Genomic DNA, 23,879 nt, shown 5'->3' with positions numbered 1-23,879 from the left:
ATTATTCTCTAAAATAGGTAAAGCCTTTTCTAGTAACTCTTTTGCTTCTTCATAATCACCTAAAGCTTGATAAGTGACACTCAAGTTTACTAATACTTTAGCTACTCCAAAATGGTTTTCTCCGTGATGTTTCCTTTCAATTTTTAAACCCCTCTCTATCAACCTTTTCGCTTTTTGATGATCACCTAAAGCTACATAATTGATACTTAGATTTACTAATGTTCGAGCTACTTTTAAATGCTCTTCTCCATAATGCTTCTCTAAAATAGGTAGCACCCTTTCTAGCAACTCCTTTTCTCTTTTAGGATTATTCAAGTTAAAATACCCATCATCCATCAATATCAATAAATCCTCAAGGTAATCCTCTTCTATTTTTTCTTTATCTTGAGGGTTCTTTTTTAACCAATTATCTATATTCGATAAAAATGCCTCTAAGTGCGGTAATAATTCTCGTTTCTTTAAATAGTCTTCTAATTTATCACCATTATAAGGAAAACTTGCTCTGAGTAGCTCGAAAGTCTCTTTCATAACTTCTTCGCTTTTACCCTCTTCTTCTAACGCTATTCTTGTTACTTCTTGAACTAATTTATGGGCACTCAACACACTTTGCCTTTGTTCACCATTCACCATAGAATATTTTATAAGCAAACGAACAGCTGACCTTAATTCCTCCTCACTACTCCCTGTCAAACCTAAAAACACTTCTCTACTAATCTTGTCAGGTGCAAGATAAGATATAATATTCAGAATCCTTAAAGCTAATTCGCCATATCCTTTGTCACCTGCTATTTCATCGGTTGTAATTTTCCAAGTGGTGAAAGTTGTTTTTGCGTAATCATTATCAATTCCCCTGAATAATACAGAATCAAGCAAATCTTTCGTCTTCTCTTCATACTCCTCTAGATAATCATCTATGCTAAATTCTCTTGTAACCCTTTGATCTTCAATATACGCTATCGCTTGCTGTATAGCTAAAGGAAAGTGTTGTAATTTCTCTACCAAAGCTTTTATCTTTTCATTTTGAGATTCATCTTCTATACTAAAGCCCTTTTTTACAAATTCTATCGCTTCTTCTGACTTTAATTCGTTTAGATTAATAACTTCTATCCCCCTTTCCCACTCTCGATTACGAGAAGTAATTAAAATATAAGGTCCATTACCACCCGGTAATGAATCATGAATTGGTAAAAACTTATTCAAATAATTACTTTTCTCGGCATCATCAAAAATAAACAAGCTTTTACTATTACTGAAAAATTCATAAACCTCTTCTATGAGAGCTTTTATATCCTTTTCTTTTCCATTCTCATCTTTTATATCAATTCTTAGTTTATTCTTCGCTAATCGAGTAAATGATTCAACAAGAGCTATCTCACTTTCAGCATTGATCCATATAACGTTGTCATAACAATCTTTACTATATTCTTGAACATATTGTCTAGCTAACTCAGTTTTTCCTATTCCTCCTAAACCGCTAATTGAGGTTATTTGTGATATTACTGTTACTTTTTCTGAACTACGTTGTATCTTATTATGTAGGTCAATTAACTCTTCCCTTCTTCCAGCAAACAAAATTACTGGCTTTTTCACATTAAACCAAATTGGCTCTCTTACTTGCTCTCTTGCTACAACTGCATCATATATCTTATCAAGCTTTTTATCTATTTTCTCGAAACTTTTTTCACTTTCTTTCCTTCCTTCTACAATAGAATCTGCTATCTTGTGACGTTGCCTACTGGCTTCCTGATATTGACTCATTAATTCATCAAAGACTCCCTTAATCTCATTTTGATTACTTTCTATGTAACCTGATAACTCATTAAAATTCTTACCTATATAATCCTCTAATTCATTGAAGTTTTTTTCAGCTTCCTGTTCCATTTCTCCTTTGAATTTGCTTAGTAACCTCTCTTCGACTAACTTCGGATCTTGCTTATTAAGCTCATCCAATAATTCATCTTTCCATTTTCCCTCATCTAACTTTAAAATATACCTATACTCCTCCCTAGAAGGATTTTCTTCAATGTATTCTCTAGCGAATTTTTTTATTTTACTTTCCAATTCCCATTTAAAAAGAAGACGATAGCCATATTTGCTAGTATCACTCTTTCCATCTATTCTCCTATAGTATTTATCAGCACTACCATCACTCTTTATTGTTACTAATCCCGCTTTATCAAATAGTTCTGCAGTATTCCATGAATTCGAGTTTTTACTTTCTAAAGTATGTCCTAGCTTAATATGAGGAACACCAGTGTAGGTTTGTTTATATCTTTTTGATTCTCCAAAAATAATACCCTCAGTAATTGAGGAAGCATAAAGCTCTTTTTCAGTATTTTTTCTATAGTAATCAACCACTCTACTCACAGCATCTTCTGCTAATTTTGTCATTGCTCTCTGCCAACTTCCTTCTGCTGTTACTTGTATAAATTGGCTCTCAAAACTTTGAAAAATCTCAATACCAGATTTTACTAACTCTTCCCTGACTTTGATTGGATCCTTTTTAAATATATACAATTGATCTATCAGCTTTTTAAGCTCTGCTCTATTATAACTACTACCAATGCTGGATATTGTTGCTCGAAGAATGTTAATTCCAATAAGAGGAATTACTTTTGATTCCGCTTCTCCTTGTTCTGTTCCACCTTTTCCTATATATATTATCATATTAACAAAATCAGCCCATTTACCTTGCTTTCCTCTTTGATTTTCTAGTCTCTCATAGTACTCTGATAAAGAGCGTTCATAAATAAAAACAAAATCTTCAACAAACTTTCTTAGCTTTTCATGCACTTCCTTCTCCTGTGCAGAAAGTCTTTCTACTTGATCAGAAGATTTTTTTAAATGTTCTTCTAGAGTCCTAATAATCTCTCCCTTATTTTGTTGCTTAGCAATATCTAGTGGAGTTTTACCTTGATTATTTTTAATATTTGGGTCTATACCAGACACATTCAAAAGAAGTTCAACAATGTCTTGATGATTTTTGCTTACAGCAACATGTAGTGGTGTATTACCACCATCATTGAGATCAATATCATTAATATTTTGTACTTGAGTAAGTAACCCTTCAATTTCACTAATCTTATTTAGCTGAGGATTATCCGTTCTATGCTCACGTATCGCCAGAAACAATTTAGCAATGTTAGTATCATCAGGATTATATTGACGTCTTATTCTATTTTTAAATTGAAAAGATTTACTGTTTTGTTGCTTATTCAGCTGCTCTTTCAACCGATCAATGATTTCTGAATTAATCTCTTTTTTTAGATTACTTACTCGATGTTGTGTCCTCAGCATACACACCCCCTATATTACCTAAAGCTTTTATATAGTAATTAGATACATCAGAAAAACAAAGGATTTTTGAATATTATGGTATTTTGTTGAAGTTTTTGAGCTTCCTTGTAGAAGGGCTTTGTTCTAATTTCGTTTTTGCTGTAAATCATCTCAATTTTTCTTTATTCTCCCAAATTTGGGAGAAAAACCCTGGACCATCCTTTCAAGAATATAATCTTAAGGTGAAAAATTTGAAAGAATGTGGAATATTATAGAAAAAGCAGTCACTCTGTATATATATCACATAGTGTGGATAACAAAATATCGATATCCAGTATTAGTTGGAGATATTGGTCAGAAAACTAAAGAAGTTGTACAAGAAGTATGTGGAAGTAGAAATTATCAGAGGTAGAGTTGCGTCAACATGTATACGTTTCTGTACCCCATACTTCAGTATTAGTAAGTTAGTGCAGTTAATAAAAGGAAAAAGTTCCAGCAAAACTTTCCAGAGCTGAGAAAAAGATACTGAGTTATGGTTAGTAGGCTACTTTGTAATGATAAAAAATCATATTGAAAATCACTCTAAAAAAGAAGATAAATTTGGTAAGTTGAAAGTTAGCATTCTACGCTCTCTTTCAATCTTTGGATTTTAATCCATAGTGGTTGAATTGAGATGTCATTAAGTACAAATTAAATTCTTTTATTTACTCACTTTACTCATTTTGTATAATATTCGAGAGAGCGAGTTCGAAAAGTACGCTTACCCCCACCAATATAGGTTTCAACATACCATAAAGCCAGCCTATTTATTCTATCGGGGTTTTATACTAATTCTCTAGTGATATTTGTTATTATGACTCCAATACATGCTAATTTAATTATAAATTAATCATTAAATGCTAGAATAGCTATAATTAAATTTATTAGATAATACTTATGAGTGGAAAAAAACATGTCTTTAAGATGGTACCTGGACAGCAATTTTCATGCGGATCTAGTGGATATGAAGTGTATTCTAACATTAAAAATCCTCAATCTATGAAAAAAGTCAAGCTTATATCGCTAAGCGAAGAAGACGATACGCTAGAATTATCTATAAAATTCTGTAGCGATTTTCTTGATAGATTAGGAATGTATTGCGTAGAAGAAAAACAAAACAGATATATTCGAGATGGTCAACCTGGTTATTCTAAGAACAGTAATTCATTTGCATATGACAATGATAGATTAGTTAAACTATCATTAAATTGGGGCATAGGAGATAAAACTGGTTATCATAATTTTGTAGGTGAAGAATTGAAGTACAAATATTTAACATGGGAGGAATCAGGTCTTGGTGACGATAAATATTATTTTTCAGATAAGGAAGGAAACATAATCGATTCACCTGACAACAAGATATTACAATACAGTATGCCACACCATGATACAGCAAAGTTGATAGAAGATATAACATCGTCTAAGATACCAAAGAGTGTACTAATATCAAGTGAGTTCGCCAAAACTTTTTTTAAGAACTTAACAGGAAATCAGTTAGAGACTCTTGCCGATATTCTTAATAATGAGAAATTACAGATTTTAGCAAAGAGCTTAACAAATAAACAACTACAGGTTTTAGCAGAGAACTTAACAGATGGACAATTTCTAGCTTTAGTGGATCATTTAACCAATCATCAATTACAAGCCCTTACTCACACATTGGATTCAAAAAAGTTAGAAATAATAGTCCCCTTATTAAATGAGAATCAGGTTGAGAACTTAGTAAAAGACTTTAACTCAGATCAAGTAAAACAAATTTTCCCTCACCTTAAAATGGATCAGTTCGAGATAGCGGTCAAGACAATGAAGGATGACCAGTTTGTAGAACTAATAAAAAATGCAGATGAGAAAATAATAAACACTATTTTGGACGACGCGTTGAAAAATAAACTTCCAATCTTAGTAAAAACTTTAGAAGAAGATACATTACATAATTTAATTAATAAGCTAGACCACGAGAAACTTGAAATAGTAGCTCGAGATTTAACTGATCCTAATAAGATTCAGATGGTTATTAAGTCTTTAGTTGACAAACCAGAAAAACTTCAAGCTTTTGCTCATAATATGTCTCGTGAGCAGTTTAAAGAACTTTTGGATAACGTAGATGCAGAAGAGCTTAAAGACATCATTCACAAATTGCCTCACGAGAAAGTCATATCTGTGATTGGCGATCTTAGCAGTAAAGATCAGTCTAAAGCTATTATTGATGCATTAAAAGAGAAGTTTAATGAACAAAGTGAAACAATAAAAGGAATTTATGAGAAGTTAAAAGAATTTGAACTTCCACCTGCGTACAATGAAGCACTGGAGAGTCCATGTTCAATAACTCGTATTCTTCAAGACGCTAATGCTGAATTTGCAGCAACAGAAGGGTATGCTCAGTATGAATTTGGATACTTGTAAACTAATATTTAGGAGTTTAAAAAATTGCACTATATGTGCAGCTAATACTAATTTTATGGAGGTAATTCATATGCAAACAGATCAAAATTTACGAAATAATATGCCTGATTTTAAATTAGAAGATAAAACGCAAGAACTTGCTCAACTTCAAACTTTCAAACTAAAATCCGGAAAAGAAAATTTTTCCAAAAAACAATTAGAAGGACCTGTAAGAGGCTTACACGTTGAAAAGATTATAGATGATTTGAAAGAAGCAATTAATACCAATATTATTAATAATTTAAATACAATAATAAAAGATGAATATAAACAAATTAAAGCACTAAATAAGACAGTTGGTAATGAAAATTCTGGTTTAGTAAAATCTCTCAATGATTTAAGAACAGATCTTACTCTTCCACCAGCTTCTCCATCACTCGATATTACTGGTGAAGAGAACGGATTGCTTTAATAAAAAAGGTAACAGCTTGCTAGCAGGCTGTTACTCTTTTCGCATGCTATTTAGATGTAGCTGAGTTAATTTTATAGGAGTTAGCATGAATAATAGTAAACAAGAAAGCGAAAATAACTTTGAAGCAATAAACCAAATGAGCGATTTCAACTTTAAAAAAATAGACGATATAGAAGTTGCAGTTAAGCCCACAAACTTTGAGGACGTTAAAAACAAGATTGCATCGATTTATTACGTCAATCAAGTTATGGATAAGTTAGTCTGCGATTTAAACGAGAAGTTTGTTTCGGGCTTGCGTGTCTCAATTATGGACAACATAGCACAACTTCGAGGAGAGTCTCTTGATATGAGTAAAGCATTGGCTAATGGTTTATCTCATTTGAATAAGTTAATTCAGCAGGATGGATTTATTGATAATAATAAAGAATATAGAACATGGGCAGAAGAACTTGATCACCTAAGGGGCGAAGTTGAAGGATTAAAAGCAGCAATAATTGACCATAATAACGTAGAATGGGAAGCACCAGCTCACTCTGATATATTGTGGTAGTTAGGAAAGTAACAGCTTGCTAGCAGGCTGTTGCTTTCTTTCACATACCATTTCAATACAACTGAATTAGGAAATCTATTTTAGGACTTTCGGCTTATAGTTCTCATCATGTTTTGCAAACACCGTATCTGCAAGAAAAGTACTATTATCAAACATTTTACCTTGCACAACAACACCACTTTTTTCTGAAAACATTGGTGGAAGTATTCCCTGATATTTCACCACAACGCTTTTGTTAAAATCTGTCATCTGAAAAACTACTTCACTTTCGCTCCGTATCACGCTCTTTTCAACAACCATTCCACCAACACGGATTGGCTTTTGATTATTTGGCAAGACTATGGCTTCACTTACTGTATAGAAAAATGAGATATTTTCTTTGAGCGTTGTTAAAATAAAAAAAACTGCACAACTTAAAAAGCAGAAAATTCCTGAAGTTATAAGTAATCGCTTATGTTTCTTCTTCATTATTATCTTTCAGGCTTTCTAGAATTTTTTTACTTTTAGTATAGCAAGAAACGGTAAAAATCAAATTTCCACCAATCAGTATGAAACTAATAAGGTAAGCAAAAATTACATATGTATTCATAATGCACTGCCAATAAATAACTCACCTGCATCAAAATAAATTAAGCTTCCATCCTTTTGCTGCAACACCAATTTACCACTTTTATCTATATCAGCAAAAATTCCTTCATACAATTTGTCAGCTAACTTTACACTGATTTGCTCATTCATTTTGAATGCTTTTTTTAACCACATTTCTCTTATAGCATAAAACCCATCAAATAGCCATTGCTTTCTTAGCTTATTAAAATTTATTATTAATTCCTTTAATAGATCCATGTTAGACACAGATTCACCGTAATTGCTAATGCACGTTGTGCCTGGAAGTGGCGCATGATTGACATTAATTCCAATTCCTATAATGAGCCAATTTGAATTGGATTTTTTTTCAAGCAATATTCCGCTTATTTTCTTGCCATCGATTAGAATGTCATTTGGCCATTTATGTTGAAGATTGAGATCGTTTATGAATTGATCTCTTGTCATCCCAGTGCTTTGACACTGGGATCCAGAAGAAAAAGTATGGATTCCAGTGTCACGCACTGGAATGACACCGCAGTGGGTTTGATTATTCAAGAAATTTAACGATAATAAAGTATTTCCAACAGCAAGAGCAGTCACAAAAGTCAATTCTGTCAATTTGCTGACATCCGTTTCTTGGTTAATTATCAAACTCGCATAGAGATTACCCTCTGGAGAAATCCAGCTTTTTCCAGTGCGTCCCCTACCTTCTGTTTGTTTATCAGCAATAATGACAGTTTCATTTGATATCCCTTTCTCAATTAAACCCAATGCTTCTTTATTAGTACTTGGAACTTCTTTGTAATGATGAATATGAAAGCCCTCAAATGTTTCAGGGATCATTTTCTTAATTCTATCAAAAAACTCTCTTATCCAGAAAAACTGTTGCCACGGCTAGCAGAACTTGATAATACAGGTGATTGCATACTGCTATATGAAGCCCTATTTTCATTTACGTCATAGGACATTGCTTCAGGACCGCTTTCCACATCTTCAATTATTGAGGTTGATGATTCATCTTGGTAAGCTAGTGGTTGTGTAATTGAATAATCCCAATTAGTACCCCAAGAAATATAACTATCTGTCATACTAGCTTGTGTTTCTCTCCACTTCGATTTCACCTCACTTAAACTCATCGGTAATATCACATTCGGATTTGGAAGTGATTTGGATCTACGTAAATTATTCTGTCTTGTTTTTTGAAATTCCTCAAATGCAGCCTTAAATTTCAAGAGCGAATTCGAATCATCTAATATAGCTCTAAGCGCTAGGGAAAGTTGCTGTGAAGTCTGAGATTGTTGGGGCAAATATACTGGAAGTGACATATTTTCTTGATAATTTTTGATGGAATTACTACCATCTCCCAAATTGTTGTGTGCATCCACAACAATTGACGGCAATTCAGGAAACGATTTTAGTTGATCCATGCTATTTAGAGGTGAGGTGGGTTCTGGATATGGTGGCAACGATTCCTCTGTTTGGTTAGCTTGCTGATCAGCACCATTAACCATAACGTCAGGTTGCGGTGTTTCTGTTTCTTCCACTGGATCATCAACTGGTGGTTGTTGTGGAATAGGAATAACCGACTTTTCAGGCTCTTGCGAGAGCAACGGTGGCGTAGGAGTAGGTGCATCTTTTTCTTGTACTAGACTTTGTCCTTTTTCTTCATTTTTACTTCCTGGTTCGCTACTAACCTTATTAGATTTACCCTTACTGCGTATGGCGAAAATAGTAAATGCTGCTAATGTAATTACTGAAACTAATGCAGCAACTACAGAAATGGCAAAAATTGCCAGAGGAGCTATAGAAATTACAATACCAAATTTAATTGCTAAAGCAACATAAGGAAAATATAAAACAGCTACAGTGCTCGATCCTCCTAGCAAGAGAGCGGCAATTGAAAATTTCAAAACAGTTTTTCTTTTACTCATTTTTCACCACAAAATATTAATTAATCACTAATTATAAACACTAAATTGTTAATTTGTCAATGAATTAATCAATGAGTAAAGATCTTCTGCGTACAAGAAAAGAACGAGATTGATCAGTGAAGCCACTGAAGTGATAATGAATAGACTCTTAGAATAAGCAACCTTATTACCACTAGCTTTATCAAAATACATAACTTTCATGATATTTAAATAATAGTAGCATGATATCACACTTGCTATTACAAGAATCAAAGACAGGCTGATAAAGCCAGAATTTATTAAACTTTTGAATATAAAAAATTTAGCGATAAAACCTGCAAGTGGAGGTATTCCCGACATCGAGAGTAATAGTATAGAAAGATGGAATGCTAAAATTGGTTGCTTTTTTCCTATACCAGATAAATTTGCAATATCACAATCATCATCGTCAATTTGTACGAGATATGAGAATAGCCCTATGCTTGTGATGATATATATCACCAAATACATTAAGGCACTATCTGTTCCTGCTTGTGTAAAAATAGAAAGTGAAGCAAATATAAAACCAATGTGACCAATTGAACTGTAAGCAAACAGCCTTTTTAAGTTTTGCTGACGCAAGGCCCCAAAAGCTGAGATAAGCACAGACAATGCTGAAACGTATAAGAAAATAGGCTGAACATAACTTTTTACATTTACTAACTCTTCATTCATCAATCGAATTAAAAATGTTACAAGTGCAGCTTTTGGGGCCGTAGAAAAAAACGCAGTTACTATGGTAGGTGCACCTTGATAGACATCTGGAGCCCACATATGAAAAGGAGCAATAGCAAGCTTGAAACACAAACCAATAAGGATAAAAACTAACCCAAAAACTATTCCATAAGTTATCTGATGGTTTTGCAAGAATGAACCGAGCTCAGAGAAATTGACTTGTCCTGTATATCCATAAAGCAGCGACATTCCATACAGCATAATGCAGGAAGATAGTGCACTAAGTGTAAAATATTTCACTCCTGCTTCACATGAATAAGCTGAATCTTTATTAAAGCTCGCAAGAACATACAAAGATATACTCATCAACTCAAAAGCTAAATAAAAAGAAATCAGACTATTTGCTGAAACCAAAGTTATCATGCCAAATAGCGCAAAAAGAATCAGTATTGAAAATTCATATTTATAGTCATATTTTGATAAATTCAGCATCAAAAGTATTAAAATTCCTGTGCTGAGAATTAACCCTTGGGCTGACCTGATGTATAAATTGAGTTTTAACAACGAATTAAAGAGAAAAATTTCATTGTTTTCTGCCGAAATAATTAAAATAATCAAAGTTACCACTGTGCAGCCAAGTGCTAATAAGTTGATAGTTCGGCGGTTAAATATAATTCCAAGCAGTAGCAACACTAACGAGGAGATAATAGAGAACATTTCCGGCAATATCTGTATATAATTCATAGCGCATTATATTTGACTAACAAATTTGCCATACATGGCTTCAAATAATTCAGTGCAAGGGTTGGGTAAAATCCAAGCAAAATAACAAACACTGCAAGCAGAATTAAGACAGAAAATTCTATGCTATCCAAACGGTTATTTAATAATTTAGAATAGCTAACCCCCCATATTATTTGCTTACATAAATTCAGCATATAAACTGCGCTTAAAATAGTGCCAAGTGCGATAAATCCTGTAAAAAACCCTATGCTCTTAAACATCCCAACCATAGCCAAAAACTCACCTGCGAACCCAGATGTTCCAGGTAGCCCTATTGAAGCCATTGAAAATAAAATGAACATAAAACCAAATTTTGGCATTGTGTTTACTATGCCAAAATATTTTGCAATCTCCAAAGTCCCAGTTCGAGTATATAGCATTCCAACACATAAAAATAAAGCAGCAGAAATAAGGCCATGACTAATCATTTGAAATATACTACCCAGTACTCCTTCCTCACAAAATGAAAAGAGGCCAGCGGTAACGATCCCCATATGTGCTATTGAAGAATAAGCTATTAACTTCTTTATATCATCTTGAGCAAACGCAACTAGCGAAGCATATATCACCGCAATAATGCTCAGCACAACAACGAAATTTGAAAAATACAAACTTGCCTGAGGAAGCATTGGAATAGAAAACCTTAAAAATCCATATCCCCCCATTTTAATAAGCAAGCCAGCTAAAATCACAGACCCAGAAGTTGGTGATTGCACATGTGCATCAGGAAGCCAAGTGTGAAATGGAAACATCGGTACTTTTATTGCAAAAGAAATAAAAAATGCAATCCACAGCAATGACTGCACTTCAAGATCAAGGCTTGGCACTAATGTAGCTAATTTTTGTATACTAAACGTTCCAAAAACACTATAGATGTATACCAACCCAAGTAGAAATAATAATGAGCCAGTTAATGTATAAAGAAATAACTTAAACGTCGCATATATCCTTTGCTTCCCTCCCCAAATGCCAATAATAAAGAACATTGGTATTAAGACAGCTTCAAAAAACACATAAAAGCTTATAGCATTCAGTGAAACGAAAAAACCGACTACAAAACTCTCAAGCAGTAGAAATAATGCCATATAGGCTTTTAGGGTCGTATAACTCATTTTGCAATTATAGAGCATACAAATAACAAATAAGAAGGTCGTAAGTAGAAGGAAAAGCAACGATATTCCATCCACCCCTATTCCAATATCTCTTACTGGATAGCTGACAAACTGAAAGTCCGTATTGTTATAATCAAATTCTATACAAGCTACAATGCTAAGCAAAAATGGAAGTACAGCAAAAAATAGGGCAAGGAATCTTAAGTGTATAGATTGATGATTAATCCTGATCGAGGATAAAATCAACGCTTCTATCAGTGGAAGCAAGAATATACTAAGTAACAACACCTTCTATTTAATTCCAATAATATATAAAGCACCGATTATTAAAGTAACAAACATAATAAATGCATAATCAAATATATAACCAGTTTGTAACTTTATAGAACTTTTTGAACATTCATTAACCAACCTTACAACACCATTTGGTCCAAATGAATCAATAGCCTTAACATCAAACTTCCATAGAAGCCTAGATATAAACCTTATCGGTGCAATTATAACAAACTCATATACCTCATCAAAGTACCATTTATTCTGCAAAAACTTAAGTAAAAATTTACTCTTAATTTGCCTAATTACTTGATATTGGTAAATTAGGTACGCAAGTGCTATTCCACTTAGGCTTGCTAAGGTTGGCAGTAGTTTTATAAAGAAATTATGAACTCCATGCTCATCAATCATCACTAAACTTGATTTCCAAAACGCATTACTAGTTATGTTCAAAATATTTGCTCCCCATATTCCAGAAAATACTGATCCAAAAGCGAGTATCAGTAATGGTATAAGCATAATCTTTGGTGCCTCATGTATATTAATTTTACTTTGTTTTTGGCTGTGGAACACAAGAAGCAATAACCTCCAAGAGTAAAACGCTGTGAAGAATGCAACAACTAAGCTTATTACAAAAGCAAAGCTATCCGTGCTATAAGCATGTTCAATTATCAAATCCTTTGAGTAAAAACCTGCAAATGGAAATATTCCAGAAAGCGCAAGAGATCCAATCCACATGAGAGTATAAGTGCAAGGGATTTTCTTCCAGCAATTTCCCATTTTCTGAATGTTTTGCTCATGATGCATTGCATGAATCACATTGCCAGCACCAAGAAATAGTAGAGCTTTAAAAAAAGCGTGTGTCATTAAATGAAAAATAGCAACATTGTAAGCAGAAAGCCCACATGCCATGAACATATAACCAAGTTGACTGCAGGTTGAATAAGCAATTATTTTTTTTATATCGTTCTGAGTAATCGCAACCGTAGCTGCAAAGAAAGCAGTAAGTGCCCCAACAATAACTATTAATTCTCGTGCCACATTTGATAGCTCAAATAATGGAGAACATTTTGCTACTAAAAATATACCTGCTGTTACCATCGTTGCTGCGTGAATGAGTGCAGAAACAGGGGTTGGCCCTTCCATTGCATCTGGCAACCAAACATGTAAACCAAGCTGTGCAGATTTACCCATACAGCCAATAAAAAGTAATATGCATATTATATGAGTTACTTTGAATTCACAGCAGAATGCTCTAATGTTCTGCGTGCCAAGAAGATCAGTTGTATCAAAAACTTCAGTAAAATTCAAAGAGTGAAATGTATAATAAATAAGAAAGATTCCAATCAATAGTGCAAAGTCTCCTACCCTATTCACAACAAATGCTTTAATTGCTGCATTATTTGCAGAATATTTTTGGAACCAAAATCCTATGAGTAAATAAGAACACAGGCCAACCCCTTCCCAGCCAAAAAAAAGCTGCACGAAATTATCGCTTACAACCAGCACAATCATGCAAAACGTAAATAGCGATAGGTAAGAAAAAAACCTCGACTTCCCTTTGTCATACTCCATATAACCGATAGAATAGAGGTGGACTACTAGTGAAACGGTGGTAATGACAGTAAGCATTAAGGATGAGAGAGCATCCACACTAATTGCCCAATTTACTTTTAATACACTTAATGAAAATAGAGGAAATAAACTCAAGTGATAATTTTCAGAGAAGGTGAGAAAAACATACCAAGATAAAACTGCAGATATTCCAATCCCTGCCGTTGTAACTAACTGACTTTTTCTAAAAAATGCTCCAAACAATGAACCAAAAAGTGGCAGAAATACTATTAATTTCAGTATATCCATCATACTTTCATTCTTTCATTAAATTTGCTTGTTCAACGTCTATATTGCCACGGCTTCTATAATATACAACCAATATTGCAAGCCCAACTCCTGACTCTGCTGCCGCAACAGTCAACACAAACATCACAAAAATTTGCCCAACTATATCATTCATAAAGGCAGAAAAAGCAACTAGATTGATATTAATTGCCAGCAATAATATTTCTATTGATAACAGTATATTGATTATGCTCTTACGGTTAATGAAAATACCACACACGCCAATAGTGAACAAAACAGCAGCAATTATCAAAAAGTGATTTAATCCTATTTCCATTCCACTCCTTTTCCAAATTTAGCCTTAATCAATTTTACAGATGAAGATTGTGTCAATTGCTTTAACACGTTCTGTTTTCTAACTCCTTTTTTCTTTTCCTGCAAAGTAAGAGCAATTGCACCAACAATTGCAACAAGCAGCAGAATACCAGAAAGATGAAAAGCGTACATGTAGTCAGTGTAGAGCAAATTACCGATAGCTTTCACGTTATTGTTATTATAGTTTATAACATTGCTTATATTCGGTTCTGAACTGCGAATTACAAAGCTGATGATTAGAAAAAACACAACACATAATATAGCACCAAGAGTGAAATGCTTTGCAAAACCCTGATGCAATCTTATGTAGTCAATATCGAGCATCATGACTACAAAGAGGAATAACACTGCAACTGCACCGATGTATACTATCAGCATCATCATAGCGATGAATTCAGCTCCAAGGAGAATAAAAAGAACTGCAGAATTAACGAAGGTGAAAATTAAAAATAATACTGCATGCACAGGATTCCTTACACTAATTACGCATACAGCAGATAAAATGCTAAGAATTGCAAAAAAATAAAAGAAAAAAGGCATTAACGTACTACTTTCAACGCTACTTACCTAATTAAAGCACTATTACAATAAAGTCAATATCATATTAAATATTTGAAACTCTACCCTTACTTAACCATTGAGGGGTAAGCACTTCTCTCAAGGCGGTCAATGTATCTATTTCTGGCTTTTTTTCCTTCTTTTTACTGACTTCTTCATAAATTTTTGCAATACCAAGTATTAATGCACTAATTACAGGGACTGCTATAAAGACTCCTCCAAGAACTGGATTACCTGTAGCACATAACATCACTCCAATTGCTATAAAACCGACAACAGCAACACCTAAAGCGCTATACATACCTGCATTATCATAAGGGTTTTGCAGTTCGTGAGAGGTTGTTTGTAATTGGCCACTATTCATATCTATTTTAGTGCCAGCTGAAGGAACAGCTAATCCTTCTGTTCCTTCACGCTTTAGTGGTTTACAGCCTCCTGGTGTAGGTTGGGTGCCTTGTAAATCATTCTCAGTATCGCCTGGAAAAGATTCCTTAGACTGCAAACTTACTTCTGCAAGTGCTGTTGTTTTAAGATTTTGATCTTGTGTTATGTTGATAGGAGGGCTTAGCTCTTTATATTGCTTTAATGATGGTTCCATGAGATCTTCAATGTTACCCAATATTTGTTTAAAATTTCCATGGTTAATCTTTAGCAATTCTTTTACACAATGTATCAGCTTCCATTCATGAATAGATTTTCCTAGTTTACTAGGTTTATCCCAAATATCACCTACAATAACATTATTGACTCTAATAAGCAGACTTACATGGATATCATGATTAAAGTTATTTTTTGAATGAATAATTAAATTCCTTAATTCTTTTAGCTTATTATCGTAAGCCTCTTCGTCATATTGTTTAGCTGTATTTTTATCTGAAGTAGCATAAAGAGATTGAGGGTTTTTTTTACGCAATCTTTTAGTTCTTGTTTTTTCTCGTATTTAATTTTAATGCCTTTTATAAATTCGTTGGTTTCTTCAGTCATTTTTATTTGCACCTTTTCAGCAAAATATCTGACCAATACAATATGACTTTTCATCCTATTTGACGCTCTAGATTTATCCTCATCAACATACGATTTTAACTCCTTTATAATCTCTTCAGGATTATTAAAATGCTTAGTTAGGTATTTGATAAATTTGAGGTCTGTTTCCGTATCACTTTTTAACCTCTTTTTATTTTTATCCTCTAATTCTTCGAGTTCTTTTTCTAACTCACTGATCTCTTTTTCTAACTCCTCTATAGCCTTGTGAAACTCCAGAGATATCAAGTGATCGATCCAGCCATACCAGTCATATTCAGATTTATCTTCTGATAGCTCATTGTGGTCTGCAAAACGCACTTTTCTTTGTTGTAATTGTTCTTGACCATTTAAATTAGCAAACATATTTATTATCTATTTACTATTATTAGTATATATTTCAATATTACCTAAAATTTTAACATTTGTCAATCCAGGCACCTACTGTTTGAAATAAACTGGAAGCAAGCAACAAAAACTTTACAGAGCGCAAGTAGTAAGATTAACTTACTGCAGCTATAATTTATAGGGCTACAATGAACGATTATCTCTCGCTGCTAAATCCAGAACAACAATCAGCTGTAACTAACATAGATGGACCAGTTTTAATACTGGCAGGAGCCGGAACGGGAAAAACAAGAACGATCACTTCAAGAATAGCGCACATAATTCGAAATGGCTACGCTTACTCCGATGAGATCTTAGCAGTTACATTCACGAACAAAGCAGCAAATGAAATGATATCAAGAGTGCTTGAACTTACGGGCACAAATATACCATGGCTTGGCACCTTCCACGCAATTGCAGCAAAAATTTTACGTTATCATGCTGAAATTGTTGGCTTAAATTCCAATTTCACAATCATTGGTGTGGATGATCAATTACAGGTAATAAAAAATATTATTAATGAAATCAGCCCTGATTACCTATCAGAAAAATGTAAGACCATTATGAATATTATTCAGCAATGGAAAGAGAAGTGTTTATTGCCGTCTGAAGTGGAAGATGTTCAATCATTTAGGCAAGTATACGTGACTGCACTCAAAGTCTATCACCAATATCAGGAAAGGTTGAAATTTCTTAACTCTGTTGATTTTGGTGACTTATTGTTATATAACATACAACTTTTTAATCAAAAGACCGAGGTTCTGTCCTACTACCAAAACAAGTTTAAATATATTATGGTAGATGAATATCAAGATACAAATGCAATACAATATCTTTGGCTAAAATACCTTGCAAAAGAGCACTCAAATATTTGTTGTGTAGGAGATGACGATCAATCGATATACAGTTGGCGTGGTGCAGAAGTTGAAAATATTTTGAAATTTTCCGATGATTTTAAAAATGCAAAAACCGTTAAACTGGAGTGTAACTACAGGTCAACATCCCACATACTTGCAACTGCATCATATGTTATCAATCACAATAAGACTCGCTTAGAAAAAAAGTTGTGGACAACAAACATTGAAGGGGAAAAGGTAAATCTAATAAAATTATGGGACGGGAAAGCTGAAGCAAGGTTCATAAGCGAACAGATATTAAAGCTCAATAAATACAGATTTAGTGACATTGCAGTGCTCGTAAGAGCGACTTTTCAAACTAGAGTGCTCGAAGAGTATTTTATAAAATATTCAATTCCCTATAGGATTATAAGTGGCGTAAAATTCTACGAACGTCAAGAAGTAAGGGATATAATTGCATATTTGAGGCTTGTTACAAATAATAATGATGATCTCGCTTTTGAAAGGATCGTAAATCGTCCAAAAAGAAGCATAGGAGCTACAACTCTAAAGAAAATATACACGACTGCTCAGGATAACAAAATTTCTTTTTTTCAGGCAGCAAAAATATTGGTTAATAGTGATCAAGTAACCGAAAGAATTAAACTCTCACTAAATGATTTTTTAAATAAAATTAAAGCTTGGGAAGAAATAGTAAGCGTAAAACCACTGCATGAATTTGTTAAAATCGTAGCAAATCAATCAGGATATATGGAAATGCTTGAGAATGAAGGAGTGACGGGTTTAGCGCGAATAGAAAATGTTAAAGAGCTCATTTCATCTTTGAAGAATTTTGACAGCACTATAACCTTCTTGGAGCATATTAGTTTGGTGATGGAAGTGGATAATATGAATAGCGATGACACTGTATATGTTATGACTCTTCATGCGGCTAAAGGGCTTGAATTCCCGTGCGTGTTTTTACCTGGTTGGGAAGAAGGATTATTTCCTCATCAAAGATCTTTTGAAGATAAAAGTGGTAAAGCTTTAGAAGAAGAGAGAAGACTTGCATATGTTGGCATAACTAGAGCAAAAGAAAGGTTGATCATTTCATGTGCAGATAGGAGGGAAATTAATAATCAGTGGCAACCAATGCGCACTTCTCGATTTATTAAAGAATTGCCAAGAGAAAATGTTGAGGTGATCAAGAATAGTGCCTACTGTTGAAGCTATAACTGCAGCTCTTACGACAAACACATCTGAATTACTTCAATTATATATTTCTCCTGGCAAAAATTCTCTGATGGTCTTAAATAAAATTTTCAGTGAATGATTATCAGACATGTTGTGTTCTGCTGATTTTATTAAGTGTACTTCAACGTCTGTTGACTTAATTTTTTCAGCTAAATTCAATGAAGTTTGATAAGGAACATCTTTATCATTAATGCTATGCAATAAGCGCACAGGACAGTTTATATCTATTGCTTCTCTGTTTAAAAGAAGGTTCTTTCTACCGTCTTCGATCAGATTTTTAGTTATTTTGTATGCACAATGCTCCGAAGTAAAATCTATTACACCTTTAGAGCTTAGCTCTTCTTTTTGCTTGTCTGACAATTGCTTGAATATTAAATCTTCAGTGAAGTCAGGAGCAGATGATATGCCGATTAATGCTGCAATTTTTTCTGGAAATTGAAGAGCAGTGAGCAGCATCAGCCATCCTCCCATACTTGAACCTATAATTATTTGTTTATTGCTAGTTAATTCACTTATCACTTTAGCACAATTTTTTTGCCAATCACTTATTGTATAATCAGCAAAATCACCGCTTGAATTACCATGGCCAAAATAATCAAAGAGCACAAGTGCTATATCATTTTCTTGGCAAAATTTGTAAACGGCAGTTGCTTTAGTTCCATCCATATTGGATGCAAAACCACTAAAAAAAACTATAGAAGCCTTCTTTCCTTGTAGCTTTCGATATGCTATATGGCCATTACTTCCATCGAGTAATTTACAATAATTCATACTACTTTGGCAAGGCAACCGGACTATCGCTCATCGAACGCAAATAGCTGACTAGATCTGCAATCTCTTGTGGATTGGAAATGCCTGCAAATGCCATACGTGTACCTTTTATGTAGGCTTTTGGATTTTTTAAAAAAGCAAATAACTCCTCATACTCCCATTTCCCACCTTTTTCAAGTAGTGCTTTTGAGTAATTGAATGAGCTGCCAAGATGGGCCTTTTTATTTCCAACCACGTTCCATAAGTTTGGCCCCACTTTATTCATTCCACCTTTCTCAAAACTATGACAAGCTATACATTTTTTTGCTGCTGACTTGCCTTTTTCAAAGCTAGCATTCTGCATGAGCTCTCCAATATCAAGTGCCACTTGTTCAATCTTTTGTTGAGGCTCATTGCTGGCTGCTACTATTGTTTGGTGTTCAATTTTATAATCCTCTGGGTTGTAGAGTATATCAACTACATTACTAACTATCATAATTATTAATCCAGAAAGTAAAATCGATGCTGCAATCTTATTAAGCTCCATAGTTAATTCTTATCAAGTAATGTTACTTAAATTATGCAAATATTTTCGCAAACAGTAAACAATTACCTTTATTTCACCAAAGATAGAAATTTCTATTACTTAGCTAAGTTAGGAGACTGCAATTCTATTTCTATCGGAGTAACTTGTGGTTCAATTACATAATGATCTGGAATAACATATTAAAATAGATTTCCTGCAAACTTGTCTGCAATGATTGAAACTGGAACTACTTCTATAATGTTCGTTTGCTTGACCTAAGATTCAGGAGCATTTAAACTGAATTTTATAAAGTACTAGAAATGATAGGAAATCTAAGAGGAATAGTTGATGAGGTGTGTAGCGATCACATAATCCTGAATGTGAATGATGTTGGCTACATAGTATATCTTTCAGCCAAAACTTTAAGTGCTTGTTCGATTGGAAGTAGAGTAAAATTACTTATCGACACTTATGCAAATAGCAGAGAAAACGTTACTCAGCTATATGGCTTTATAAGTAAAGAAGAACAGCAGTGTCTGCGTTTATTAGTTAAAGTGAGCGGTGTCAGCTATAAAACCGCAATGTCAATTTTGAGCAAATTAACTCCAGAGCAACTGTTTTTGGCAATTATAAATGAGGATAAACTAGCACTTAAGGTGAGTGGACTTGGCCTGAAACTCATAAATCGAATTATTACTGAGCTGAATGGCAAAGTAAGTAAATTAGAGATAAATAACAATCATTTTCACTCAATTAGTGAAGATGCTCTTTCAGCTTTGATCAATCTTGGATATGAAAGAACAAAAGCTTATGATACAATAAAAAAAATAGAAGATGAATCACCAAACTTGGACACTAAAGATATTATTCGTATGGCGCTTAAAACAATATGAAGTCAATATCATGTAGTAAGGAATACTCTGAAGATGTACGTAATTTAAATATCCGGCCTGAGCAACTTGATGATTTTGTCGGGCAAAAAGACTTAATACAAAATTTAAAAGTGTTTATAAATGCTGCACAGACGAGAGCTGAAGCTTTGGATCACGTATTGCTCTATGGTCCTCCAGGGCTTGGTAAAACAACTTTAGCACAAATTGTCTCTAAGGAGTTAAGGGTTAGCTTTCGTGCAACTTCTGGTCCATTGCTTAGTAAAGCTGGGGACTTAGCTGCAGTGCTCACTACTTTAAATGCAAAAGATGTTCTATTTATCGATGAGATCCATAGATTAAATCGTAGCATTGAGGAAGTTTTATATACTGCTATGGAAGATTTTTGCCTAGATATACTAGTAGGTGAGGGCCCATCTACCAGAACTTTAAGAATAGATTTACCACCATTTACACTGATTGGGGCAACAACACGGCTTGGACTGCTTTCTGCACCGCTGAGGGATCGTTTTGGTATTCCCCTGCATCTTGAGTTTTATTCTTTTGAGGAACTGGTTGATATTATAAAAAGAGGTGCAAGAGTTCTTTGTGCTGAAATCGAAAAGGATGCTGTGCAGGAAATTGCCTGCCGCGCCCGTGGTACTCCAAGAATTGCTTTGAGATTACTCAGAAGAATAAGAGATTTTGTTGAAGTAAAAGATGATAAAAAAATTACCTGTGAAATTGCCGGTTCTGCACTATCAAAATTGGGTATAGATAAAATGGGACTAAATAAATTAGATATGGATTATCTGAGATTTTTGTTTAACACCTCAGGACCTGTTGGAATTGACACCATATCTATTGCACTATCTGAAGATGTTGGCAATATTGAAGAAACAGTAGAACCTTATTTAATCAAGGTCAGTTTCGTAAAGCGCACACCAAGAGGACGTGTTTTAACTGATCAAGCAAGGGAATATCTCAGCATTAATTCAGTGGTATGCTAGTATTATACTATATTTTATAACATTGTATAGTATTACACTAAACATTATAATATTCTCTTATTATATGATTTGCAGGTGTTTTAGAGGCAAATAAGAAAGTCTTCTGTTATAGTGAATATGTTCTTGAAAAATTACGTAATATATGCTAGGCTGTATATAGTATGAATGTAAAAATATCAATAATTTATTGATATTTTTTAAGATTAATACTTATTAAATACTTCATATTGTAAGATTGAGTTATTGTATTTTATAGACTTAAGATAAAATGGTAAAAAGCTTTCTAAACAATTATAGAAACAGTAATTCAATTAATGGAGAAAAAGCAATGAAAAATTTTTTAATCAATAACAACGAAGAGGACGGTAGCTCAATCTACATTAATCGAATCAGAGAGCAAGATCTCTCTGCAGAGCAGAAGCTCAATGAATTAAAAGGATTCATGGAGGAGCTTGCTAGGAAAGCTGAGCTCAAGAGAATAGAGCTTGAGCGTCAGGCTGCGAGTTGCATTGATGAAACATTATCTCAAGTAGAGCTACAGATACAAGATAATAAGGATTACTTTACTGATAATAATCAAGGGGTATTCGCAAATTTCTTTGAATCCCTCTTTAATCTTTTTGAAGTAAATGTAGATCCGAAAGTCTACAAAATGCTCAAGGAGAAGAAAGAGAAAAATCTGCTTCTTTCGATAATTAAGTTTTTGCGTGATAAGCTTAAGGAATTAGTTAAAAAGATCTTCAAAAAAGATTTAGATTTAAGTTGGGATAAAAGGCTAGACAAAGAGATAAAAGAATTGCAGGAGAAATTACTCAGTGGTGGGTTATCTCCGGAAGAGGAAATAGCAATACTCGAACGTTTGCAAGCGTTGCAAAATTTAAAATTGAAGCTTCAAACTTTTCTCGTGGGCTCAGTCATTGCAATGTTTGCAGAAATTTTTGCAGTTGATTTAGCAGCAGTAGTAGAGCAAGATGTAACTGAGGAAAAAAGAGACAAAAAAGCAGAAAAAACAGAATCAAAAGAAGTTCGTCAAGAAATAGAAACAAAAGTGAATGAAATCACACCAATTTCCCTATTTAATTTTTCATCTCAAGTTCCAATGCCAATCACTCTGAATAAGCAAGAACGTGCTATTTTACCAAAGCCTATAGAAAAATTAGTAGACACTCTACCTAAACCTGTTATAAGTCACAAAAATAGTGAAGTACAAAAACTGGAAAAAATGAATAAAGAAAAGAAAGAAGCAAAAGAAGAGAAAACTGAAAAACCAAAATTAGCTGTCTGTCCACCCGCTCCAGAGCGACACAGGAGAGTGAAAAGGAACAACACAGAAAAGAAGGATTTAGGGAAGAAACGCAAAGGAGAAGAGTCTTCTCCTAAGAGTCAGCAAAAAGCTGCTAATGCTGCTGTGGAACTGCCAGGAGGATTAACTGATGGTGTAAGAGTTGAAAATCATGCTTCTTCAGTCAAAGAGAGAGGTGTGTAAAGGTTCTCTCTCTTTTTTTCATTCCAGACTGGTTTTTTATCTGGATTCCAGCATCAAGTGCTGGAATGACATGGCGGAATGTCATCTAAGTAGCTCTCTCTTGTCATTTCAGTAGCCCCTTTGATGTCATCCCAGTCTGGGATCCAGAGAACTTAGTTTAAAAGAGTTGTTATTTCAGTTTAGGATCCATTTTCTCTTCTAGATTCCAGACTGGAATGACACCGTCTTGAATGGAAGCCAGTGCCAACGATGCGCCATATTGCAATGTTCGTACAGTTGTGTACTCAGACACTGTCATCCAGACACAATTTCATCATATAAATCTTTCCATTCTTGATTTGTTTTTTCAATTAAGTTTATTTTCCATTTTCTCTGCCAGCTTTTTAGGAGTTTTTCTCTACTAATTGCTAAGTTTATCTCTTGAAATTCTTCAAAATAGACTAGTTTACAAACATTGTACTTTGACGTGAAACCAGAGATGGCTTTGCTTTTGTGTTCCCAAATTCGTTTAGTCAAATTTGATGTTATACCTGTATATAGGGTTCCATTGCGTTCACTTGCAAGTATATAAATATAATAACTTTTCATATATAATAAATAAATTTACTAGATTCCAGTGTCAAGCACTGGAATGACATTAAAGGAGCTACTTGATGACACCAAAGAGGCTATTCTTTGATACCAAAGAGGCTACTTGAATGACAAGAGAGGAAGTGCTGGAATGACATTGTCTTGAGTGCATAATGCACCAAAGGTTGTGTACCAAAAAGGTGTCATACCAATTTTAAAAGGCTGTCATGCAAGTGGCCCCTCCGTTGTCATCTGTAATAGTTTAGACTTGATCTGACAAGCAAACAAAGTAAGATA

At 33.9% G+C, this 23,879-nt stretch carries 22 protein-coding genes and 1 pseudogene; 8 read left to right on the top strand and 15 right to left on the bottom strand.

Annotated elements, in window-relative coordinates:
- On the bottom strand, positions 1–3,297 hold a 3,297-nt coding region (locus JR053_RS02905), incomplete at its 3' end, for a tetratricopeptide repeat protein (RefSeq protein ID WP_416603486.1).
- Positions 3,298–3,537: 240 nt separating this feature from the next.
- Here JR053_RS02905 and tnpA point away from each other — a divergent pair.
- The 4 genes and pseudogenes from tnpA to JR053_RS02885 all read left to right on the top strand — a co-directional run bounded on the left by tnpA (position 3,538) and on the right by JR053_RS02885 (position 6,719).
- A pseudogene (gene tnpA, locus JR053_RS02900) lies at positions 3,538–3,929 on the top strand (IS200/IS605 family transposase).
- Positions 3,930–4,212: 283 nt separating this feature from the next.
- Positions 4,213–5,718 (top strand): magnesium transporter, encoded by a 1,506-nt coding sequence (locus JR053_RS02895; RefSeq protein ID WP_416603484.1) that lies wholly within the window; start codon positions 4,213–4,215, stop codon positions 5,716–5,718.
- Between the two features lie 70 nt (positions 5,719–5,788).
- Positions 5,789–6,169, top strand: coding sequence for a hypothetical protein (locus tag JR053_RS02890; RefSeq protein WP_416603482.1), 381 nt, complete (start codon positions 5,789–5,791; stop codon positions 6,167–6,169).
- An 85-nt stretch (positions 6,170–6,254) separates the two neighbouring features.
- Positions 6,255–6,719, top strand: a complete 465-nt coding sequence (locus tag JR053_RS02885; RefSeq protein WP_010404101.1) for a hypothetical protein — start codon at positions 6,255–6,257, stop codon at positions 6,717–6,719.
- A gap of 75 nt (positions 6,720–6,794) precedes the next feature.
- Here JR053_RS02885 and ccmE read toward each other — a convergent pair whose 3' ends face one another.
- The 11 genes from ccmE to JR053_RS02830 form a co-directional block, all read right to left on the bottom strand.
- Positions 6,795–7,187, bottom strand: coding sequence for a cytochrome c maturation protein CcmE (gene ccmE / locus JR053_RS02880; protein ID WP_010404099.1), 393 nt, complete (start codon positions 7,185–7,187; stop codon positions 6,795–6,797).
- Entirely contained in the window at positions 7,171–7,308 is a 138-nt protein-coding gene (locus JR053_RS02875; RefSeq protein WP_007302385.1) for a CcmD-like small membrane protein, read from the bottom strand. The genes ccmE and JR053_RS02875 overlap by 17 nt, the downstream gene beginning before the upstream one ends.
- Complete coding sequence (locus JR053_RS02870; RefSeq protein WP_029237647.1) at positions 7,305–8,150, bottom strand: biotin--[acetyl-CoA-carboxylase] ligase; 846 nt, start codon at positions 8,148–8,150, stop codon at positions 7,305–7,307. The genes JR053_RS02875 and JR053_RS02870 overlap by 4 nt, the downstream gene beginning before the upstream one ends.
- 26 nt (positions 8,151–8,176) lie before the next feature.
- On the bottom strand, positions 8,177–9,238 hold the full coding sequence (locus JR053_RS02865; RefSeq protein WP_416603479.1) for a hypothetical protein: 1,062 nt from the start codon (positions 9,236–9,238) through the stop codon (positions 8,177–8,179).
- Between the two features lie 48 nt (positions 9,239–9,286).
- Positions 9,287–10,675 carry an NADH-quinone oxidoreductase subunit N gene (locus JR053_RS02860; protein ID WP_010404081.1) on the bottom strand — a complete coding sequence of 463 codons (1,389 nt, stop codon included), beginning with the start codon at positions 10,673–10,675 and terminating at the stop codon, positions 9,287–9,289.
- Positions 10,672–12,114 carry a complex I subunit 4 family protein gene (locus JR053_RS02855; RefSeq protein WP_029237646.1) on the bottom strand — a complete coding sequence of 481 codons (1,443 nt, stop codon included), beginning with the start codon at positions 12,112–12,114 and terminating at the stop codon, positions 10,672–10,674. The genes JR053_RS02860 and JR053_RS02855 overlap by 4 nt, the downstream gene beginning before the upstream one ends.
- Before the next feature lie 3 nt (positions 12,115–12,117).
- Positions 12,118–13,965 (bottom strand): NADH-quinone oxidoreductase subunit L, encoded by a 1,848-nt coding sequence (nuoL, locus tag JR053_RS02850; protein ID WP_029237645.1) that lies wholly within the window; start codon positions 13,963–13,965, stop codon positions 12,118–12,120.
- Between the two features lie 4 nt (positions 13,966–13,969).
- Positions 13,970–14,278 (bottom strand): NADH-quinone oxidoreductase subunit NuoK, encoded by a 309-nt coding sequence (nuoK, locus tag JR053_RS02845; RefSeq protein WP_010404075.1) that lies wholly within the window; start codon positions 14,276–14,278, stop codon positions 13,970–13,972.
- Positions 14,269–14,856, bottom strand: coding sequence for an NADH-quinone oxidoreductase subunit J (locus tag JR053_RS02840; RefSeq protein ID WP_029237644.1), 588 nt, complete (start codon positions 14,854–14,856; stop codon positions 14,269–14,271). The genes nuoK and JR053_RS02840 overlap by 10 nt, the downstream gene beginning before the upstream one ends.
- A 64-nt stretch (positions 14,857–14,920) precedes the next feature.
- Entirely contained in the window at positions 14,921–15,787 is an 867-nt protein-coding gene (locus JR053_RS02835) for a hypothetical protein (protein ID WP_416603475.1), read from the bottom strand.
- Positions 15,697–16,260, bottom strand: coding sequence for a hypothetical protein (locus JR053_RS02830; RefSeq protein WP_139686766.1), 564 nt, complete (start codon positions 16,258–16,260; stop codon positions 15,697–15,699). The genes JR053_RS02835 and JR053_RS02830 overlap by 91 nt, the downstream gene beginning before the upstream one ends.
- A gap of 170 nt (positions 16,261–16,430) precedes the next feature.
- Here JR053_RS02830 and JR053_RS02825 point away from each other — a divergent pair, with 170 nt between their 5' ends.
- Complete coding sequence (locus JR053_RS02825) at positions 16,431–18,344, top strand: ATP-dependent helicase (protein WP_010404059.1); 1,914 nt, start codon at positions 16,431–16,433, stop codon at positions 18,342–18,344.
- A gap of 42 nt (positions 18,345–18,386) precedes the next feature.
- Here the strand turns inward: JR053_RS02825 and JR053_RS02820 are convergent, their stop codons facing one another.
- Positions 18,387–19,142: an alpha/beta hydrolase gene (locus JR053_RS02820; protein WP_010404057.1), complete on the bottom strand. Its 756-nt coding sequence runs from the start codon at positions 19,140–19,142 to the stop codon at positions 18,387–18,389.
- Between the two features lies 1 nt (position 19,143).
- The gene (locus JR053_RS02815; RefSeq protein WP_010404055.1) at positions 19,144–19,668 is read right to left on the bottom strand and encodes a c-type cytochrome; all 525 of its coding nucleotides are present in this window, start codon (positions 19,666–19,668) and stop codon (positions 19,144–19,146) included.
- A gap of 299 nt (positions 19,669–19,967) precedes the next feature.
- On the opposite strand from JR053_RS02815, the gene ruvA reads away from it, so the two are divergent.
- The 3 genes from ruvA to JR053_RS02800 all read left to right on the top strand — a co-directional run bounded on the left by ruvA (position 19,968) and on the right by JR053_RS02800 (position 23,012).
- Positions 19,968–20,540, top strand: a complete 573-nt coding sequence (gene ruvA / locus JR053_RS02810) for a Holliday junction branch migration protein RuvA (protein ID WP_007302375.1) — start codon at positions 19,968–19,970, stop codon at positions 20,538–20,540.
- Positions 20,537–21,526 (top strand): Holliday junction branch migration DNA helicase RuvB, encoded by a 990-nt coding sequence (gene ruvB / locus JR053_RS02805; RefSeq protein WP_007302374.1) that lies wholly within the window; start codon positions 20,537–20,539, stop codon positions 21,524–21,526. The genes ruvA and ruvB overlap by 4 nt, the downstream gene beginning before the upstream one ends.
- A gap of 268 nt (positions 21,527–21,794) precedes the next feature.
- On the top strand, positions 21,795–23,012 hold the full coding sequence (locus tag JR053_RS02800; protein ID WP_010404051.1) for a hypothetical protein: 1,218 nt from the start codon (positions 21,795–21,797) through the stop codon (positions 23,010–23,012).
- Positions 23,013–23,306: 294 nt separating this feature from the next.
- Here JR053_RS02800 and JR053_RS02795 read toward each other — a convergent pair whose 3' ends face one another.
- Positions 23,307–23,600, bottom strand: coding sequence for a GIY-YIG nuclease family protein (locus tag JR053_RS02795; RefSeq protein WP_139686762.1), 294 nt, complete (start codon positions 23,598–23,600; stop codon positions 23,307–23,309).
- Positions 23,601–23,879 lie beyond the last annotated feature (279 nt).

The sequence above is a fragment of the Wolbachia endosymbiont of Nasonia vitripennis genome, assembly GCF_048054115.1.
Taxonomy (GTDB): Bacteria; Pseudomonadota; Alphaproteobacteria; order Rickettsiales; family Anaplasmataceae; genus Wolbachia.
This window is presented reverse-complemented; position numbering and strand designations above follow the sequence as displayed.

Coding starts and splice junctions, on each gene's coding strand:
- JR053_RS02885 (WP_010404101.1), top strand. CDS start 6,255: ATGAATAATAGTAAACAAGAAAGCGAAAATAACTTTGAAGCAATAAAC.
- JR053_RS02870 (WP_029237647.1), bottom strand. CDS start 8,150: ATGATCCCTGAAACATTTGAGGGCTTTCATATTCATCATTACAAAGAA.
- JR053_RS02890 (WP_416603482.1), top strand. CDS start 5,789: ATGCAAACAGATCAAAATTTACGAAATAATATGCCTGATTTTAAATTA.
- nuoL (WP_029237645.1), bottom strand. CDS start 13,965: ATGATGGATATACTGAAATTAATAGTATTTCTGCCACTTTTTGGTTCA.
- JR053_RS02865 (WP_416603479.1), bottom strand. CDS start 9,238: ATGAGTAAAAGAAAAACTGTTTTGAAATTTTCAATTGCCGCTCTCTTG.
- JR053_RS02860 (WP_010404081.1), bottom strand. CDS start 10,675: ATGAATTATATACAGATATTGCCGGAAATGTTCTCTATTATCTCCTCG.
- JR053_RS02875 (WP_007302385.1), bottom strand. CDS start 7,308: ATGAATACATATGTAATTTTTGCTTACCTTATTAGTTTCATACTGATT.
- JR053_RS02830 (WP_139686766.1), bottom strand. CDS start 16,260: ATGTTTGCTAATTTAAATGGTCAAGAACAATTACAACAAAGAAAAGTG.
- JR053_RS02840 (WP_029237644.1), bottom strand. CDS start 14,856: ATGCCTTTTTTCTTTTATTTTTTTGCAATTCTTAGCATTTTATCTGCT.
- nuoK (WP_010404075.1), bottom strand. CDS start 14,278: ATGGAAATAGGATTAAATCACTTTTTGATAATTGCTGCTGTTTTGTTC.
- JR053_RS02820 (WP_010404057.1), bottom strand. CDS start 19,142: ATGAATTATTGTAAATTACTCGATGGAAGTAATGGCCATATAGCATAT.
- JR053_RS02800 (WP_010404051.1), top strand. CDS start 21,795: ATGGTAAAAAGCTTTCTAAACAATTATAGAAACAGTAATTCAATTAAT.
- JR053_RS02795 (WP_139686762.1), bottom strand. CDS start 23,600: ATGAAAAGTTATTATATTTATATACTTGCAAGTGAACGCAATGGAACC.
- JR053_RS02825 (WP_010404059.1), top strand. CDS start 16,431: ATGAACGATTATCTCTCGCTGCTAAATCCAGAACAACAATCAGCTGTA.
- ruvB (WP_007302374.1), top strand. CDS start 20,537: ATGAAGTCAATATCATGTAGTAAGGAATACTCTGAAGATGTACGTAAT.
- ruvA (WP_007302375.1), top strand. CDS start 19,968: ATGATAGGAAATCTAAGAGGAATAGTTGATGAGGTGTGTAGCGATCAC.
- JR053_RS02895 (WP_416603484.1), top strand. CDS start 4,213: ATGAGTGGAAAAAAACATGTCTTTAAGATGGTACCTGGACAGCAATTT.
- JR053_RS02815 (WP_010404055.1), bottom strand. CDS start 19,668: ATGGAGCTTAATAAGATTGCAGCATCGATTTTACTTTCTGGATTAATA.
- ccmE (WP_010404099.1), bottom strand. CDS start 7,187: ATGAAGAAGAAACATAAGCGATTACTTATAACTTCAGGAATTTTCTGC.